This window comes from Sphingorhabdus sp. (genome assembly GCF_035329025.1).
Lineage (GTDB): Bacteria > Pseudomonadota > Alphaproteobacteria > Sphingomonadales > Sphingomonadaceae > Sphingorhabdus_B.
In genome coordinates, this window is the sequence record NZ_DAOLHN010000008.1 from 16,276 (window position 1) to 33,496 (window position 17,221).

17 protein-coding genes are annotated in these 17,221 nt (G+C 60.0%); 9 read left to right on the forward strand and 8 right to left on the reverse strand.

The genetic code is table 11. From position 1 onward, the window contains the following. The first annotated feature begins 9 nt into the window (after positions 1-9). The gene (locus PKC81_RS03330) at positions 10-2,121 is read left to right on the forward strand and encodes an acylase (RefSeq protein WP_324333216.1); all 2,112 of its coding nucleotides are present in this window, start codon (positions 10-12) and stop codon (positions 2,119-2,121) included. A gap of 72 nt (positions 2,122-2,193) precedes the next feature. On the opposite strand, the gene PKC81_RS03335 is transcribed toward PKC81_RS03330, so the two are convergent. The 3 genes from PKC81_RS03335 to purD all read right to left on the reverse strand — a co-directional run bounded on the left by PKC81_RS03335 (position 2,194) and on the right by purD (position 4,736). Then, positions 2,194-3,084 carry a hypothetical protein gene (locus PKC81_RS03335; RefSeq protein ID WP_324333217.1) on the reverse strand — a complete coding sequence of 297 codons (891 nt, stop codon included), beginning with the start codon at positions 3,082-3,084 and terminating at the stop codon, positions 2,194-2,196. A gap of 107 nt (positions 3,085-3,191) precedes the next feature. Continuing rightward, positions 3,192-3,458, reverse strand: a complete 267-nt coding sequence (locus tag PKC81_RS03340) for a hypothetical protein (RefSeq protein ID WP_324333218.1) — start codon at positions 3,456-3,458, stop codon at positions 3,192-3,194. After that, positions 3,459-4,736 carry a phosphoribosylamine--glycine ligase gene (gene purD / locus PKC81_RS03345; protein WP_324333219.1) on the reverse strand — a complete coding sequence of 426 codons (1,278 nt, stop codon included), beginning with the start codon at positions 4,734-4,736 and terminating at the stop codon, positions 3,459-3,461. A gap of 3 nt (positions 4,737-4,739) precedes the next feature. Between purD and xseA the strand changes: the two genes are divergently transcribed. Continuing rightward, positions 4,740-6,215 carry an exodeoxyribonuclease VII large subunit gene (gene xseA / locus PKC81_RS03350; protein ID WP_324333279.1) on the forward strand — a complete coding sequence of 492 codons (1,476 nt, stop codon included), beginning with the start codon at positions 4,740-4,742 and terminating at the stop codon, positions 6,213-6,215. A 7-nt stretch (positions 6,216-6,222) separates the two neighbouring features. Here the strand turns inward: xseA and PKC81_RS03355 are convergent, their stop codons facing one another. From PKC81_RS03355 to PKC81_RS03365, 3 genes are all read right to left on the reverse strand, one after another. Further along, positions 6,223-7,638 (reverse strand): glycosyl transferase family protein, encoded by a 1,416-nt coding sequence (locus PKC81_RS03355; RefSeq protein WP_324333220.1) that lies wholly within the window; start codon positions 7,636-7,638, stop codon positions 6,223-6,225. A gap of 69 nt (positions 7,639-7,707) precedes the next feature. After that, a complete protein-coding gene (locus tag PKC81_RS03360; RefSeq protein WP_324333221.1) occupies positions 7,708-8,145 on the reverse strand; it encodes a hypothetical protein in 438 nt (145 codons plus the stop codon). Positions 8,146-8,294: 149 nt separating this feature from the next. Continuing rightward, positions 8,295-8,753, reverse strand: coding sequence for a LuxR C-terminal-related transcriptional regulator (locus tag PKC81_RS03365; protein WP_324333222.1), 459 nt, complete (start codon positions 8,751-8,753; stop codon positions 8,295-8,297). 121 nt (positions 8,754-8,874) lie between these two features. Here PKC81_RS03365 and nhaA point away from each other — a divergent pair, with 121 nt between their 5' ends. Then, positions 8,875-10,086: a Na+/H+ antiporter NhaA gene (gene nhaA / locus PKC81_RS03370; protein WP_324333223.1), complete on the forward strand. Its 1,212-nt coding sequence runs from the start codon at positions 8,875-8,877 to the stop codon at positions 10,084-10,086. A gap of 88 nt (positions 10,087-10,174) precedes the next feature. On the opposite strand, the gene rpmG is transcribed toward nhaA, so the two are convergent. Further along, on the reverse strand, positions 10,175-10,342 hold the full coding sequence (gene rpmG, locus PKC81_RS03375; RefSeq protein ID WP_115550391.1) for a 50S ribosomal protein L33: 168 nt from the start codon (positions 10,340-10,342) through the stop codon (positions 10,175-10,177). Between the two features lie 180 nt (positions 10,343-10,522). Between rpmG and PKC81_RS03380 the strand changes: the two genes are divergently transcribed. From PKC81_RS03380 to PKC81_RS03405, 6 genes are all read left to right on the forward strand, one after another. After that, a complete protein-coding gene (locus PKC81_RS03380) occupies positions 10,523-10,855 on the forward strand; it encodes a hypothetical protein (protein WP_324333224.1) in 333 nt (110 codons plus the stop codon). A 31-nt stretch (positions 10,856-10,886) separates the two neighbouring features. Further along, a complete protein-coding gene (locus tag PKC81_RS03385; protein ID WP_324333225.1) occupies positions 10,887-11,453 on the forward strand; it encodes a TMEM165/GDT1 family protein in 567 nt (188 codons plus the stop codon). Positions 11,454-11,514: 61 nt separating this feature from the next. Then, complete coding sequence (locus PKC81_RS03390; protein WP_324333226.1) at positions 11,515-12,648, forward strand: epoxide hydrolase; 1,134 nt, start codon at positions 11,515-11,517, stop codon at positions 12,646-12,648. 9 nt (positions 12,649-12,657) lie between these two features. Continuing rightward, entirely contained in the window at positions 12,658-13,578 is a 921-nt protein-coding gene (locus PKC81_RS03395) for an ABC transporter permease (RefSeq protein ID WP_324333227.1), read from the forward strand. After that, the gene (locus PKC81_RS03400; protein WP_324333228.1) at positions 13,575-14,366 is read left to right on the forward strand and encodes an ABC transporter permease subunit; all 792 of its coding nucleotides are present in this window, start codon (positions 13,575-13,577) and stop codon (positions 14,364-14,366) included. Before PKC81_RS03395 ends, PKC81_RS03400 begins: the two co-directional genes overlap by 4 nt. After that, entirely contained in the window at positions 14,363-15,982 is a 1,620-nt protein-coding gene (locus tag PKC81_RS03405) for an ABC transporter ATP-binding protein (RefSeq protein WP_324333229.1), read from the forward strand. Before PKC81_RS03400 ends, PKC81_RS03405 begins: the two co-directional genes overlap by 4 nt. Here PKC81_RS03405 and metC read toward each other — a convergent pair. Beyond that, the gene (metC, locus tag PKC81_RS03410; RefSeq protein WP_324333230.1) at positions 15,979-17,175 is read right to left on the reverse strand and encodes a cystathionine beta-lyase; all 1,197 of its coding nucleotides are present in this window, start codon (positions 17,173-17,175) and stop codon (positions 15,979-15,981) included. The two genes, PKC81_RS03405 and metC, sit on opposite strands and share 4 nt — an antisense overlap. Between the last annotated feature and the right edge of the window lie 46 nt (positions 17,176-17,221).

Consider the following 17,221-nt stretch of genomic DNA (forward strand, 5'->3'; position numbering starts at 1 on the left):
GAGACGAAGATGGGCAAATGGCTATGGGGCGGGGTCACTGCGGTCGCAATGATTGGCGGCGCATCGATATTCTGGGAACCGCTTGCTGCCGAAAGCGCGTCACCGCCGCCCACCAAAAGCTATGATGTCGAAATCGTCCGCGATGGTTTCGGCGTTCCCCACATCAACGGCAAGACCGATGCCGATGCTGCCTATGGTTTGGCCTTTGCGCATGCCGAGGATGATTTTTCGACGATTGAGGAAGTCGTCTCGATGACGCGCGGCCGCTATGGCGCGATTGCGGGGCAGGATGGGGCGAAGGTCGATTTCGTCTTTCACCTGCTCGGCGTGCGCGACACGGTGGATCGGCGCTATGAGGAGATTCCGGCGGATGTCCGGGCCGTGCTTGATGCTTATGCGGCGGGGCTCAACCATTATGCCGAGAAACATCCCGAAGAAGTAAGGCTATCCAACCTCTTCCCGGTGAATGGCAAAGACATCGTTGCCGGCTTCGTGCTGCGGGCACCCTTTTTCTACGGGCTCGACAATTACATTTCGACGCTGGTTGAGGGGAAACCGCCGCCCAATGAAAGCGCTGCGGCGATGACGCCGATTGGGCGCGATCCGGAAATGAACGGCTCGAACGCCTGGGCGGTTGCGCCGAGCCGGATGGCTGACGGCAAGACCTGGCTGGTTTCCAATTCGCACCAGCCGCTGGAGGGGCAAGTCGCCTGGTACGAGGCCGTTGTGCATTCGGGCGAGGGGCTGGACATGGCAGGCGCTCTGTTCCCCGGATCGCCCTTCGTGCTGCTTGGTCACAATCGCCATCTTGGCTGGACCAATACGGTTAACCGGCCTGATCTGGTGGATATCTATAAATTGGTGCTCAACGAAGCGGGTGACAAATATCGCTATGATGGCAAATGGCTGCCGCTCGAAGAAAAGCGTGTCTGGCTGCCGGTCAAATTCGGCTGGTTTACCGTGCCGATCCCGCAGACCATCTATCGGTCCGTGCATGGGCCTGTGATCAAGAACGATCAGGGCGCTTTCGCGATCCGCTATGCCGGGATCGATAATGTTAAGGCGGTCGAGCAATATTATCGCAACACCAAGGCGACGAATTGGGAAGAGTGGACCAAGTCGATGTCGACTGGCGGCATCACCGGAACGAACTTCATCTATGCCGACAAGACCGGGCGTATTGCCTATGTCTACAATGCGTTATTCCCGGACCGGAAACCGGGTTTTGACTATACCAAGATATTGCCGGGCGACAGCTCCGCGCCGGTGTGGAAAGGGCCTGTGCCGTTCGATCGCTTCCCCAAGGTCGTCAGCCCCGCGTCGGGCTTCGTGCAAAATGCCAACAACACGCCCTATCTCGCGGCAGGGCCGGGTTCGGAAATCGATCCCAAGACGCAGTCGCCCTATCTCGGTATCGAATTGGGCATGACCAATCGCGGGCTGATGGGCACCGGATTGATGATGAACGACAGCTTGATCACGCCCGAAGAGCTGCTCGCGATCAAGATGGACACGCGCTACGCCAAGTCGAGCTGGGTCAAGCCCTGGATGGACAGCCTGTTGGCCGTTGATGCCAAGGGCGATGCGAAATTGGATGAGGCACAAAAGCTGCTGCGCGAATGGGATTGGTCGAGCGACGGCAAGGGCAGGGCAGATGCGATTGCCGAACGGCTGATACGCCATGCAGCGCGGGCGAACTGGCGCAACGATCCATTGCCCGATCCACGCGAGACGTTGCAAAAAACGGTGGAAGAATTCAGCGAGCGCTTCGGTCGTCTCGACCCGGCGCTGGGCGACATCCAGCGTTTGCGGCGCGGCAAGGTCGACCTGCCTCTATTGGGCGGCACGGATACGTTGCGCGCAACAACGATGTGGGATGGTGAACAGCCCGATGGCAAGATGCGTGTGCGCCATGGCGACAGCTTCATCATGCTGATGCGCTGGGACAAGGCCGGGCAAGTGGTCTCGGAATCTATCCAGCCTTATGGTGCCGCGACCAACCGTCCGGACTCGCCGCATTACACTGATCAGATGAAGCTCTATGTCGCAGGCAAGTTCAAGCCGGTGCATTTCGAATGGGCCGATGCCGTGAAGCATGCCAAGCGGCGCTATCGTCCCTGAGGCAAAGAAAAAGGCGGGTGTTACGCAACCCCGCCTTCTTCCCCTCTTGATGCGCCGCTATGGCGGCTGCCATCACCCCTTGGTTATTTCGCTGCCCAGCGCGCCATATTTCTTTTCGAAACCGGCGACGTCTCCGGCGACGAGCAATTTGGCCTGATCGACCCAATTGTCGCGTCCGATGCGACCGGTGAAGACGCCGAGCTTCGGATCAATGTCTGCAATGTCGGCAGCCGACCAGTTCGCAATCTGGTCTAGGCTGGTAATGCCCAGCGATTTGAGAAGGGTCACCAGTTTCGGGCCGACACCTTTCAGCAGTTCGATATTGTCAGGAATGGCAGGCTTGGCAGCTGGTTTCGCGGCGACGCTCTTTGCCTTTGGCTCCGCTTTCGCCTTTGGCGCTGCTGCTTTAGGGGCTGCCGCCTTCTTTGGCGCAGGAGCAGGCGCCGCTTTGACCTTAACTGGCGCCTCAGCTTTTGCCTTGGGCGCAGCCTCCGCTTTTACCGGTTCAGCTGCTTTAGCTTTGGGTGCGGCTTTCGCTTTGGCGGGGGCAGCGACTTTTGCTTTTGGCTCGGCCTTGGCTTTGGGCGCTGCACCAGCCTTTGCCTTTGGAGCGGCTTTGGTCTTTTTGGGTGCTGCGGGTTCGACCTTGGGCTCTGCCTTTGCTGGAGGGGCCGCTTTGGCTTTCACCGGTGCCGCCTTCGCCTTTGCAGGTGCCTTCGCTGCAGGGGCTTTAGCCGCCGCTTTTGGCTTCGCTGCTGCTGTATCCTTCAGAGGTGCAGGCTCTGCGACGACTGGTTCGGGCTCGACTGCTTTGGGCGCAACTGGCGGCGATACCGTTTGGGCGGGTGCTTCAATCTTTGGCGCGACTTTGGGCGGTTCCGCCTTTTTGCGGGGGAAAACGAAAAAGAGGATGGCGAGAACCGCTAAGCCGACAACCAGAAAAATGAGTGCAGTCGATTCCATCTAAAACTCCCCTCCAGCCTTTGGCTGTTCCGATTCATCTGGCGAGCACCTTAACCGGCCAAGGGCCAGTGTCCAGTGGCAGGATTTAACCAAATTTGGGCCGACTGTCAGCGGACATGCTCGACCAGATATTTGGCGGTACGCAGGTCGCACCCGGTTCGTTCACGGACCAGCTTTACCGCCTCGATCAAGCGCCCGTCGGCGCGGTAGAGCAGAACGAGTGACTTGAGATCCGGTGGCAATTCGACCGGCTGTAAAGGCTGCACTGGCGGCGTTTGCACGCGCTTTCGTCGCAAAAGTAAGAAGCACAAAGCGAAACCAGCGACTACACCGAGTGCAAAACTGGTCCAGTCGGTTACCACATCGCCCGTCATTCAGCTTTGTGACTTCTCGCGCTCAATTTCGCGCCAGCCGATGTCGCGACGTGCGAAACCTGTCGGGAAATTGATGGCATCGACAGCGGTATAGGCTGCGGCTTGGGCTTCGGTTACCGAAGCACCGGTGGCTGTGACATTCAATACACGGCCACCATTAGCAACCAGCTGATCGCCTTTCATGGCGGTTCCTGCATGAAATATCCGCGCTGCGCCGACATTTCCGATAGTGATCGCCCCTCCCTTTTCGGGCGTGCCGGGATAACCGTTCGCGGCCATCACGACGGTGAGGGCATATTTATCCGAAAGAACGGGGCGCGCGGCTGCGGCCAATCCACCCTCGGTCGCTGCGGCAATTAACAGTTCGACCAGATCGCCTTCAAAGCGCATCATCAGCACCTGGCATTCGGGGTCGCCAAAGCGGCAATTATATTCGATTAGTTTCGGTCCTTGGGCCGTCAGCATCAGGCCGGCGAAAAAGACGCCGCTATAGGGCCGTCTGTCGCGCGCCATCGCCTTGACGGTCGGCTGGATGATGCGGTCCATCACATCGGCTTCGAGTTCGGGCGTAAACACAGGCGCAGGCGAATAGGCCCCCATTCCGCCGGTATTGGGGCCGGTATCGCCATCGCCGACCCGCTTGTGGTCCTGCGCCGATCCAAAAGGCACGACATTTTGGCCGTCGCTGATCGCGAAAAAGCTGACCTCTTCGCCGGTCATGAACTCTTCGATCACGACCTCGGCTCCGGCATCGCCAAAGCCGCCGCCAAACATATGTTCGATGGCTTCGCGGGCCTCGCTTTCTGTCTCGGCAATGATAACGCCTTTGCCAGCCGCCAGCCCGTCCGCCTTTATGACGACGGGCAGGCCAAACCGCGGCAGGTCGGCGAGAGCTGCAGATTTGTCTGTATGTCGTGAATAGGCGGCGGTTGGAATGTTCTCCCGTGCGCACAGATCTTTCACAAAGCCCTTGGACCCTTCAAGCACAGCGGCGTTGGCATTGGGGCCAAATACCTTGATACAAGCTGCGCGCAGGCTGTCGCCCAGCCCATCGACCAACGGTGCTTCGGGGCCAACTACGACAAACTCTATGTGTTTCGCGGCGCAGAATGCAATCACCGCCTCATGGTCGGTCGGATCGACATCCACACACTCAGCGCATTCGGCGATTCCCGGGTTGCCGGGACTTGCGAACAATTTTTCGCAAAGAGGCGATTGCGAAAGCCGCCACGCCAGCGCATGTTCGCGTCCACCCGAACCGATAAGCAAGATATTCAAGTGATGGACTCCCCGATTCCCGATGACGAAGGCAATGCGCGGCTGTTAGCCGAGGCCAAGGCTGGCAGCAATGCCCCGGCCCTGTCGGTGTCCGAAATTTCGAACGCGTTGAAGCGGACGGTCGAGGATCGTTTTGGCCATGTCCGTGTGCGCGGTGAGCTTTCCGGATTCAAGCGGGCGGCATCGGGGCATCTCTATTTCAGTCTGAAGGATGCTGACGCCAAGCTCGACGGAGTCATGTGGAAGGGTAATGCCGGGCGGCTACCTTTTGCGCCCGAGGACGGGCTGGAGGTGATCGCGACCGGAAAACTTACCACTTATGCCGGTCGTTCGAGCTACCAGATTGTTGCCGACCGTTTGGAACTGGCCGGCGAAGGCGCGCTGATGCTGCTGTTCGAAAAGCTGAAAGCGCGGTTGGCAGCGGAAGGGCTGTTTGACGGCGCGCGCAAACGACCGATCCCCTATTTGCCACGGACGATTGGTATCGTGACGTCGCCTACTGGCGCAGTAATCCGCGATATGATGCATCGGCTTGAGGACCGTTTTCCCAGCCATGTGGTGCTTTGGCCGGTGATGGTGCAAGGCGATGGCGCGGCTGCACAAATAGCCGCAGCCGTTCGCGGCTTTTCCGGACTGCCGGAAGATGGCCCGGTGGCGCGCCCTGATTTGCTGATTGTCGCGCGTGGTGGTGGATCGATCGAGGATCTGTGGGCCTTCAACGAGGAGGCGGTGGTTCGCGCAGTTGCTGAATCTTCGATCCCGGTTATTTCGGCGGTCGGGCACGAGACAGATACGACATTGTGCGATTATGCCGCCGATTTGCGTGCGCCGACACCGACGGCTGCCGCCGAAATGGCGGTACCCGTACGGCTCGATCTTGCACAGCAACTTACGCAAAACGGGATGCGGCTTACCGGCGGGCTTCGCCGTTTTGTCGACCGGGCGCGCGAACGGCTGACGGCGCAAATCAGGCTGTTGCCAAAGGCGGTCGACATCATCGGGGTGCGTCAGCAGAAGGCTGACGATCTGGCAGATCGGCTGCGTAGGGGGCTGGAAAAGCGGGCAGACCTTGCACGGGTTGCATTTGCAGGGGTCTGCGGTCGGTTGTCGCCCGCCATGTTGCGGCGCCGTGTGGCAATGTCGGAAGAACGGTTACAGTCGCTTCGGTTGCCGACGGCGCTGATCGAACGTCAGTTGGCGGAACGCAAATCAAGGCTGATGGGGCTCGATCGGCTGCTCAACTCGCTCCATCCAGAATCGCCGCTGGCCCGTGGTTTTGCGCGGATAACAACTGCTGATGGCAAGTCAACCATCGTCAGCAGCAGACAGGCTATGGCGGCAGGGGTCGTGCGCCTCAATTTTAGCGATGGCGGTGTCGAGGCATTGGTGCAGGGAGGCAAAGCACCAGCGCAAAAGGCGAAACCTTCTTTTGGTAGCGGGCCTTCTACAACCCAGCAGGACCTGTTTGGCGAGGGTTGATTGGGGCTTAGTTCGTGCTGGACGACGAACCCGGAAAATGGCTGTGCGCCGTTTTGTCCCAGCTTAAGGCAGCACCCAGGATATGGCGGAGATAAGCGGTCACCGCGCGCCTTGCCGCCATGATCGCGATGATATTGGCGATCAGCGTTCGCGGCACCGATATCAGCGCCTCACCTTTGCCGTGCACGCGGGCGACAAAGCAGGCGCGCACTGTTAGCCTCCAGATCAGCAGAACTGCATTGATGGCCAAGACTATCAGCAGAAAATCACCAAAAGGTTTTGGTTGATGGTGCCCCGCAAGCTGGCCCAGAATTAAGAGGGCCGTCAGGAAAATACAGGCATAAGCAGCCGTCAGAACAATTGCTGCAAAAACCGCTTTTCGGTCACGCATGCGCATCCAGAACTCGATCAATCCGCCCTGCCAGCCAAGCCGGTCCCACCCCGCAAGCGCAATCCCTGTCATCCAGCGCGCCTTTTGCCGAACCGCAGTACCCAGCGTGTCAGGGAAGCAGGCGCGAGTGCCCACCAGTTGGCCCGATGCATCCTGGATGCGAGCGAAAATCGTTCGATTGCCATCCCCCGCAACACCCAGACCCAGCTCATAATCTTCCGTCAGCGACGATTGGTCAAAGGGCAGGCCGCCATTTTTCAGCGCGATCCGGCCAAGATGTGTCCGCGATATCGCGCATCCGACACCGGCCAGCGGGATCGCCGCCCCCACAGCTTCGCGCACGACCAGCGCCTTGCCATGGGCTTCGGCAAACTCATCACAATAATGACCGCTGATCCAGCGTGAGCCCGGAACGCGCACGGGAATCACCGGCAGCTGCACCGCGGTCGCCCGTTCGATCAGATAGTCGTAAACTCGAAGCTCGTCGGCGTGGACCATATCTTCAGCGTCGTGGAGCACGACTGCCTTGGCTTTTAACCCGGCGGCAAGTTCGTCACGTGTCAGGGCGCTCCACAGTCGGTTCAGGCAGTCCGCTTTCGAAGTCGGTCCATCTTGGTCACACAGCACGAGGCGGGCGTTTCCATATTGTCGACAACCAGCCATTATGGCCGCCACGCCGACGCGATCATTCGGGTAGCAACCTATGTAAATGCGGTAATGCGTGCCATTATCGACCCAAGCGTTGCGACAGCGCGCGAGCATGGTGGTGATGACGTCCGCTTCGCACCAAGTTGGGATGAAGATGGCGATCAAGCCCGCAACTTGCGGGTCAGGCAGTTCGCTTGCGCGCATCGGGGGGGCGATCCGATAGCGTGCCAGCCACCGTCCGGATCGGTGCAACAACCATAGAGCGTCTACAATCAGGTCATCAATGGCCCCAACCAGAAACCAGATAGCGCTGAACAGCATAAGTTCGTGCTGCCAGCTCTCCAGCGTCAACCATAGTGAGGGAGCAGCCAATGGCGATATCATTGATCCCGTGGTCCAAGCTCTGCTGGACGGTCAGGCTTGACCGGTTATGCCCAGCGGGTTGCAGACGATTCAGGACTCCACTGGAAATCGCGCGCGGTCCAAAGCGATACCGATCACCATGGTGAGCATCACCGGCAACGACCAGAATGCCCCAAATCCGTAATAGAGCATCTGCCGGACTCCTTCGCTGAAGAAGATCGCTAGATGCGATGTTACCGAAATCAAATGGAAACCGGTGGCCCAGATAGGCCAGAAACTTTGGCTGTGCAGGGCAAGCCAGTAAAAGCCCAATAGAAGGCATAGGTCGATGGCCATGACGGGAATATGGGTTTGTGCCCAGCTTCCGAACTCGCCAGCTACTGCTGAAGCGACGCTTGCTGCCATGATCATCGCAGCGCCTGCGCGACCCGTTTTGCCACCTGTAATTGCGGCGAAACCGCAACACAAGGCTGCAAAAACCCAGAACAGGCTGATGATCAGAGCGTCGGGGAGGGAAGTAGTTGGCATGTCCTGTCAAGACCATCGACCGTGGCAATATGCAAGTCGGGGTGGTGGCTTCGACCTGCATATTGCCGACCTTTGCCGGAAAATCAGAAACGCATCCTGCAGGACGCAGCTCTGGTCCGCCGCTGGTGCCGTGTTCAAGGGTGTGTGGTTCAGCCGAATGTCCGGAAGAGACCGGATACCAGGATCGTCAATGCAATCACCGACGCCAAAGCCAGAACCGCGACCTGCAGGATACGCAATGTTCGCGATGTGCCATCTAGGTCATTTCTCTTCCCTCCTACCGGGGGAAGGATCAGCAATCGCCGCAATGTGTGGCCGAAACTGCTGCCTCCCGCTTCGGCAGTCAGGATGGCGTTTTGGTCGGTTTGGGCAAGCGCCTGCGGTTGCCTAGGCAATTTCTGCCCAAGCTCGATTTCGGCAAGCGCCCGCGCGGCCGATCCGCGATTTGGCGCGCCAAGGCTCTGCACGGCGCTGGTCACATGGTTGTCGACGGTCGAGGGTGACAGGTCAAGAAGTCGACCGATTTCCTTTGATGTGAATCCTTGCGCGACCAGCCGCAGGCAATCCTTTTGCCGATCGGTCAGTTTGTCGACGTTAAGCTGGTCCATCGAATTCCACCCATCCGGCAATCGCCTGTTCTTGGCAATTACTTGAACCGACAGGAAGAAAGCAACCACTTTGCCGTAAAACGTTGCCCTTATGATGTAAGGGGCGCTATTGGTTGGTCCTATGATGGAAAAAGCCAAGTCAGCAGCGGCCAAGCCTGTTTCGGCGCTTCGCGATTTTCTCGATAGCGAAGCGGCTGGCGGGATCATCCTGATGGGTGTTGCCGCGCTCGCCATGCTGGTTGCCAACTCGCCGCTTGCGGAGAGCTATTTCCATTTCATCCATGCGGTAACGGGGCCCGAACTGACACCGAAACTCGGCCCGATGACGGTGCATCTTTGGATTAACGATGGCCTGATGGCGATCTTCTTTTTGCTCGTCGGCTTGGAAATCAAACGCGAATTTGTCGACGGGCATTTGGCCAGCTGGAACGACCGGTTGTTGCCCATGATTGCAGCTGCAGCTGGTATGGCGTTGCCAGCGGCTGTCTATCTTTTCATCGCTGGCAGCGATGCATCGCTGGTGCGCGGCTGGGCAATCCCTGCGGCGACCGATATTGCCTTTGCTATCGGTGTGCTTGCCCTGCTGGGCAGCCGTGCTCCGGCATCGCTCAAACTGTTCCTGACCACCGTTGCCATAGTCGACGACATGGGGGCAGTCGCAATCATCGCCCTGTTCTACACAGCCAGTCTCAACATGATGGCATTGGGTGCCGCCGCCGCTATCTGGCTGGCGATGTTGGCTATGGGGCGCTTGGGCGTGGCGCGTCTGTGGCCTTATCTGATCCTTGCCGCCTTGCTCTGGTATGCGACCCTGCTGTCCGGGGTGCATGCAACGATCGCAGGGGTGCTCGCCGCATTTGCAATTCCCTTGCGTCGAACAAAAGCCGCGCCCGATTCCGAAGACTCGTTGCTCCACCAGCTGGAACATGCACTGGCAAAACCCGTGGCCTTCGTTATCGTGCCGCTGTTCGGCTTCGCAAATGCAGGTGTTTCGCTTGAAGGGGTCGGGCTGGACGCGTTACTCGCACCGCTGCCGCTCGGTATCGCGCTGGGCCTTTTCATCGGCAAGCAGGTTGGAATTTTTGGCAGCGTATGGGCTTGCGTCAAACTCGGGCTGGCAACGCGACCGCGGGACGCGAGCTGGCTGCAGGTTTATGGCGTGGCGCTGCTATGCGGGATCGGTTTCACGATGAGCCTGTTCATCGGCGGCCTTGCCTTCTCCGATGCCAAGCAGGGCGACGCTGTGAAAATCGGCGTACTGATGGGTTCCATTCTTTCCGCACTCAGCGGATATTTCCTGCTTCGCTTTGGCAGCAAGGCGAAAAAGGCCTGATTTGCGAATCAAAAAAGGGACGCAAACCGCGCCCCTCATTCGATAGACAGACAGCACAGTTGCAGCCCTTTTGGGCCGCTGCACAGGCTTACTTGATCTTGGCTTCCTTGAACTCGACATGCTTGCGCGCGACGGGATCATATTTGCGGAAAGACATCTTTTCCGTCTGATTCCGGGGGTTTTTCTTCGTTACGTAGAAGAAGCCGGTGTCAGCGCTGCTGACGAGACGGATTTTGATGGTGGCTGGCTTCGCCATGGCCTGTTCCTTCGGTTCGAATCGCTAAAATGAAAACGGACGGCGCGATGCCGCCCGAAACTGGCGCGCTACTGCGCTGGACCGGGTCAAAAGTCAACCCCGCATATGAAACTGTCGCGCTTAACCAATCGGTAACCATAATGGCGCAAAGCAGGGTCAGGGCAATCGGGGGCAACCGGCATGCAATATGATCATGATCAACTGTTGTTGATTCGGGCGGAACTGGGCGAACTGGTCGAGGCTTTGCGCATGACCGCTTATGACGCCAATCCGTTGCAATTCCTGATGCGTCTGGAAAATATCCGCGAAACCTCGGCGCGCCACGGACTTACAGCGATTGCTGAAATTGCTGCCACCTTTGAAGCGGCGCTCCAACGTTTCGGCGCGCACGGCAGCCATGCGCTAAGCGACAGCTTTCTTGGCATTATATCTGACGCAATCGGTGTCGCGCATCTGCACCCGGCGGCATCCGAAGCTTTGCTCGCCTCAGTCGCGATCCGACTTGGTGGCTGACACGCCCCAAGCGCTCGACTAGGCAGTTCCGGTGGACAGCCTGATTGCATCCTTCCTGACGCTGATTCTGACCGAAACCGGCGATCGGACCCAGTTGCTGGCCGCAGCGCTGGCCATTCGTTTTGCCAGCAACCGCCCGGTTCTACTGGGTCTCGCAGCCGCAAGCCTTATCAACTGCCTGATGTCGGCCTATGCCGGATCCTTCATAGACCAATGGGTCAGCCAAGATCCGGTGCGGTTGTTCAACGGTCTCGCTTATGTGCTGGCCGGCGTGGCCATGCTTGCGTGGCGGCGACCTGTTGATTTGCTGGAGGGTTGGAAAACAGGGCCATTTCTGACAGCCTTTCTGGGCATCTTCATCCTTCAATTTGGCGACAAGGGACAGTTTATCATCGGTGCCAATGCGGCGCGCGCCGACCATTGGCTGTTTCCGGCAATTGGTGGCTGGCTGGGAACGTTGGTCGCCGTGATCCCCGCGATCCTGCTGAAAGAGCGGCTGGCCAAGATCTTGCCCATTTCGAAAATCAGGATCGGCGGTGGTGTTGCCCTGTGCCTTTTGGGGCTGATCCATGCATTGCGGGCGTGGCACATCATCTGAACGCTTGCGCGAAACGAAATTAGCCGACAGTTTGGCTCTTCCAATCAGGAGTGGAGCCTCGATGTCAATTTCACCGCAGCCCTTTACCGTATCTATCGACCAAAGCGCGCTTGATGACCTGCAAGCGCGGCTGGCGCTAACCCGGTTGCCCGAAAAGGAAACCGTCGACGATTGGGATCAGGGTCTGCCGCTATCCTATGCGAGAGAGTTGCTCGATTATTGGCGCAGCAATTACGACTGGCGACGGTGTGAGGCGGAGCTCAACCGCTGGCCGCATTTCAAGACAAAGATTGACGGGCTCGATATCCACTTCATCCATATTAAAAGCAGCCGTGCCGATGCACGCCCGATGATCATGACGCATGGCTGGCCGGGATCGGTGCTGGAATTTGTGAATGTCATAGAGGCGCTCACCGAACCGACAGATGCCAGCCAACCCGCTTTCCACCTCGTCCTGCCTTCGCTGCCCGGCTACGGCTTTTCGGGACGGCCCGACAAGGCAGGCTGGTCGGTCGAAAAGATCGCCGAAGCCTGGGATGTGCTGATGCGCGGGCTGGGATATGACCGTTATTTCGCACAGGGCGGTGATTGGGGTGCAATGGTAACCTCGGCCATCGGCGCGCAAAACAAGGGCGCTTGTGCGGCGATCCATGTCAACATGGCGGTCGCGACACCTCCTCCCGAAGTGCTCTCTGCGCCAACGCCGTTCGAGGCGCAGTCATTGATGCGGGCAGGCTGGTATCAGGAAAAGGACAGCGGCTATTCGAAAATCCAGAGCACGCGCCCGCAGACTTTGGGCTATGCGCTGACCGACAGTCCAGTCGGACAGATGTGCTGGATCATCGAGAAATTTCACGGCTGGTCCGATTGCGACGGACATCCCGAAAATGTCTTCAGCCGTGATCACCTGCTCGACAATGTCATGCTATATTGGCTGAATGCAACGGCGGCCTCATCGGCGCGGTTGTACTGGCACAGCTTTGCCGCCGGGAACCTCGCCGAGGTACAGGTGCCGACCGGGATCAGCGCCTTCCCCAAAGAACTGTTCCGTCCCTCGCGCCGCTGGGCCGAAACGCGGTACAAGAATATCGTCTACTGGAACGAACTGGAAAAAGGCGGGCATTTCGCCGCGATGGAGCGGCCCGAGCTGTTCATCGCCGAAGTCCGCAATTGCTTTGGGACTCTAAGCCTCTAAACACGGCCCATGGGCAGACTGATTGCACGGCGGCTGTTGACGGCGATACCGACGCTGCTCGCCATCATTGTGCTGTCGTTCGTGCTGATGCGCGTGGCGCCGGGCGGGCCCTTCGATGGTGAGCGGCCCTTGGCGCCCGAAGTGCGGGCTGCGCTTGAGGTTGCCTATGGCCTCGACAAGTCACTGCCAGAACAGGTCTGGCTATATCTCATGCGTTTAGCGCAGGGCGATTTCGGGCCAAGCATGGTCTATCGCGATTTCACAGTCAGCGGCCTGATTGCCGAGGCGCTGCCGGTGTCGCTGCTGATCGGCGGCTGCGCGCTCGTTCTGGCGAGCGTGCTGGGCATTTCGACGGGGCTATGGGCCGCGTTGCGCGCGGGCAAGTGGCAGGATGAGGTGCTGATGTTGGGCGCTACCTTGCTCACCGCCTTGCCGACCTTTGTCACCGGACCGCTGCTGGCGCTGATCTTCGGCCTGTGGCTCGGCTGGCTGCCGGTTTCGGGGCAGAATGATGGCTGGAGCTGGCTGGTGCTACCGGTGGTTGCGTTGGCCTTGCCGGTCACGGGCGCGGTCGCCAAATTGGCGCGTGCAGGGCTGGCGGGCGAATTGGGTGCTGACCATATCCGCGCCGCCCGCGCACGAGGGATAGCGCCGCTAACAATCCTGCGCCGCCACGCCTTGCGCCCAGCGCTGGTGCCCGTGGCAAGCTATCTTGGTCCCGCAGCTGCGGCGTTGCTGACAGGGGCAGTGGTGATCGAAACCGTGTTCGGCCTCCCCGGCCTAGGCCGCTACTTCGTGCAGGGCGCGCTCAATCGCGACTATCCACTCGTTCTCGGCGTGGTGACTCTCTACGCCGCGCTGATCATTCTCTTCAACTTGTTCGCTGACCTCATTTATGGCTGGCTCGACCCGCGGATGCGCGCAGGATGAAGCCCGCGCTCGTCATCGTTGCGCTGATCGCACTGGCCGCATTGTTGGTGCCGCCACTGCTGCCGTATGACCATATCTCGATCGATTGGGACAGCGTTCGGGGCGGCCTGTTCACCGACGGTCACCTCCTGGGAACCGATGATCTGGGACGGGATCGGCTGGCGCGGTTGCTGGTGGGAACGCGGGTGACCTTGTCGGTGGCGCTCGCGGCCGCAATGGTCGCGCTGCTGATCGGCGTCGCTTGGGGCGCGATTGCCGGATGGGTCGGCGGGCGCACCGATGAATTGATGATGCGCATCGTCGACGGGCTGTATGCGTTGCCCTTCATGTTCGTCGTCATCCTGCTGATGGTGGTGTTTGGGCGGTCGATCCTGCTGGTGTTCCTGGGGATTGGTTTTGTCGAGTGGCTGACGATGGCGCGCGTGGTGCGCGGGCAGGTGATTGCACTCAAGCAACGGCCCTTCATCCTAGCGGCGGAGGCTGCTGGATCGCCAGCCCGCGCTACCCTGCTGCGCCACATTTTGCCCAATGTCGCGGGGGTGGCGGTCGCTTATCTGATGCTCACCGTCCCGCATGTGGTGATGATCGAGAGCTTCCTATCCTTCCTCGGCCTGGGCGTGCAGGAGCCGCTGACCTCGCTCGGCATTCTCGTCAATGAAGGCGCAGAGGAGATGGACATGAACCCTGCGGCGCTGTTTTTGCCTGGCGGTGTCCTCGTCCTGCTGATCGCCTGCCTGACGATAGCCGGGGAGCGATTTCGCGACCGGCTGGCGGATGCTGCGAAATGAACGAAGGCTATGTCGTCCGGAACTTGCGCGTTTGCGTTGGGGATCATGTCATTGTCGAGGACATCAGTTTCACCCTCTCCCCCGGCGAGATCGTAGCGCTGGCGGGCGCATCGGGAGCGGGCAAGAGCATGAGTGCGATGACGCCCTTCGGCCTCAGCGCAGGGGTGGCGAGTGGTTCGGCCATGCTCGACGGGATCGAACTGGTCGGCCTACCAGAACGCCAATTGAGCCGGATGCGCGCGGAGAAAGTCGGCTTCGTTTTCCAGCAACCGCTGACTGCGCTCACCCCGCACCGTACCGTGCGCCAGCATTTGCAAGAAGCTGCGATGCAGGCTGGTGGTACCAAGCCTGACAAGGCGGCGATGGTCGCGATGCTGGAGGCGGTCGGGTTATCGCGCCCCGAAGAGAGGCTTGCCCAATATCCGCACCGGCTATCGGGCGGCGAAAGGCAGCGCGTGTTGATCGCGACCGCGCTGGCGCATGGGCCGCGCTATCTGTTTGCGGACGAACCGGTAAGTGCATTGGACGCAGCCCTGCGCGGCGAGATCATGGCGCTGCTCGTCCGGCTGTGCCGCGAACGCGGGATGGCGATGTTGCTGGTCAGCCATGATCTGGCGGGGATCGAACATCATGCCGACCGGCTGCTGCTGCTCGATTCCGGGAAGGTCGCTGAAAGCGGGACCGCACGGCAGATCGCAACTTTACCCACCACCGACTATGGCAAGCGATTGATGGCCGCGACGCCGCGCCTGTCCGAGCCGCTCCCGCCCTTACCCGAGATCGGCGAGGTGCTGCTGGAGGTGGAAGGTGCCCATGTTCATTTCCCCAAGCCCGGTTGGCGCCGTGGCCGCATTGATGCCGTCCTAGATGCCCGCCTGACTTTGGCAAAGGGCGAGACTTTGGCACTGGTTGGCGGTTCGGGTTCGGGCAAGTCCACACTCGGGCGGGCGATTGCGGGTCTGGGGCCGATGGCGTCGGGATCGGTGCGCTGGCAAGGCGAATTGCTCCCACCACGTCAGCACCGCAGCGCAGAGCATCGCCGTCTGATCCAGCCCGTATTCCAGGACCCGCTCGCAAGTCTCGATCCGCGCTGGAGTGTGGCGGATATCATATTGGAACCGGTGAAGCGGCTATCTCCTCCCCTCCCCTTTAGGGGAGGGGCCGGGGGTGGGGGGTCACAGTCGGACATGACCTCACTACCCCACCCCAACCCCTCCCCTGAAGGGGAGGGGCTTGTCGAACAGTTGCTCGAAGAAGTCGGCTTGCCGCGCGACTTCGCCTCCCGCAAACCAGCCTCACTTTCCGGGGGGCAGGCGCAACGCGTGGCGATTGCGCGCGCGCTGTCGGCCAATCCCGAAATGCTGCTGCTCGACGAGGCAACGTCGGCGCTCGATCCGTTGGTGGCTGATGGTGTCGTTTCGCTGTTCAGTCGGCTGCAACGCGAGCGCGGTTTATCGCTGCTGTTCATCACCCACGACCTCGCGCTCGCCCGCCGCGCCGCGCACCGGATTGCGGTGATGGATGCGGGACGGATTGTCGAATGCGCAAGCCGCGAGGAACTGTTCTCCAACCCGCAGGCGGAAGCGACCAAGAGGCTGATTGCAGCTAGTGGCTAGCCAGCAATGGCCGCAAAGCCCCGCGCAAGGTCGGCTTTCAAATCCTCGACATCTTCCAGACCTATCTGCAGGCGGATAACGGTGCCGTCGCAATTCCACTCCGTCTCACTGCGGTATTTTTCGGGGCGTTTGGGGCAAGCGAGACTCTCAAAGCCGCCCCAGCTATAGCCGATGCCAAATAACTCGAGCGTGTCGATGAATTTCGCTGCCTTGCTCCAGTCGCCTTTCAGGACGAAGGAAAACAGCCCCGACGATCCGGTGAAATCGCGCTTCCAGATGGTGTGGCCGGGGCAAGAGGGCAGGGCGGGATGCAGCACGCTCGTCACCTCGGGCTGCGCGGCCAGCCAATGCGCTATGTCCAGCGCCGCCGCCTCATGTGCTTTCAGCCGAACCGCCATTGTGCGCAGTCCGCGTGCGGCAAGATAGGCGTCGTCGGGAGACAACACTTGCCCAAGCGTTTGCGCGGTCGACCGAAGCGCCTGCCAATGGCGCTTGGTGGTGGTGACGCTGCCTGCCATCACATCGCTATGGCCGACGACATATTTGGTCGCGGCCAGGATCGTCATGTCGACGCCCTTTTCGAGCGCGGTGAAAAAATAAGGTGTGGCCCAGGTGTTATCGAGCAAAGTGACGATCTCGCGCTGGCCCATATGCGCTTTCGCGGCGGCGCAGATGGCGGGGATGTCCGACACCTCAAAGGTCAGACTGCCGGGGCTTTCGAGCAGGATCGCGCGGGTGCGCTCACAGAACAGCTCCGCTATTCCCGCTCCTATCAGCGGGTCGAAGAAACGCGTTTCGACACCCCAGCGCTTCAGGAAACCCTGCGCAAAGCTGCGGCTCGGGTCATAGGCATTATCGCTCATCAGCAAGACATCGCCCGGTTGCAGTGCCGAAAGCAGCGCGCCCGTGATCGCGGCGACGCCTGACGGATAGAGCATGGTGCCATGTGCACCCGGTTCCAATTCGGTCAGCGCCTCGGCGAGCGACCATTGGGTGGGGGCACCGCGTCGGCCATAAAAGAAGCGGCCATCCTCATTGGTCTTGTCACCAGCATCAAGCGCAGCGACATCTTCATATAGGTGCGTGCTCGCGCGCCAGACCGGCGGGTTGACCACTGCACCGGTCAGCGCCTTGCGGCGGCCACCGGTGATGATTTTGGTATTGGGTTTCTGCGGGTGCTTGGGGTCGGCCATGCCCGTTCGATAGCCGTTTATGCAGTCAGGTCGCAAGGCTCCGAAA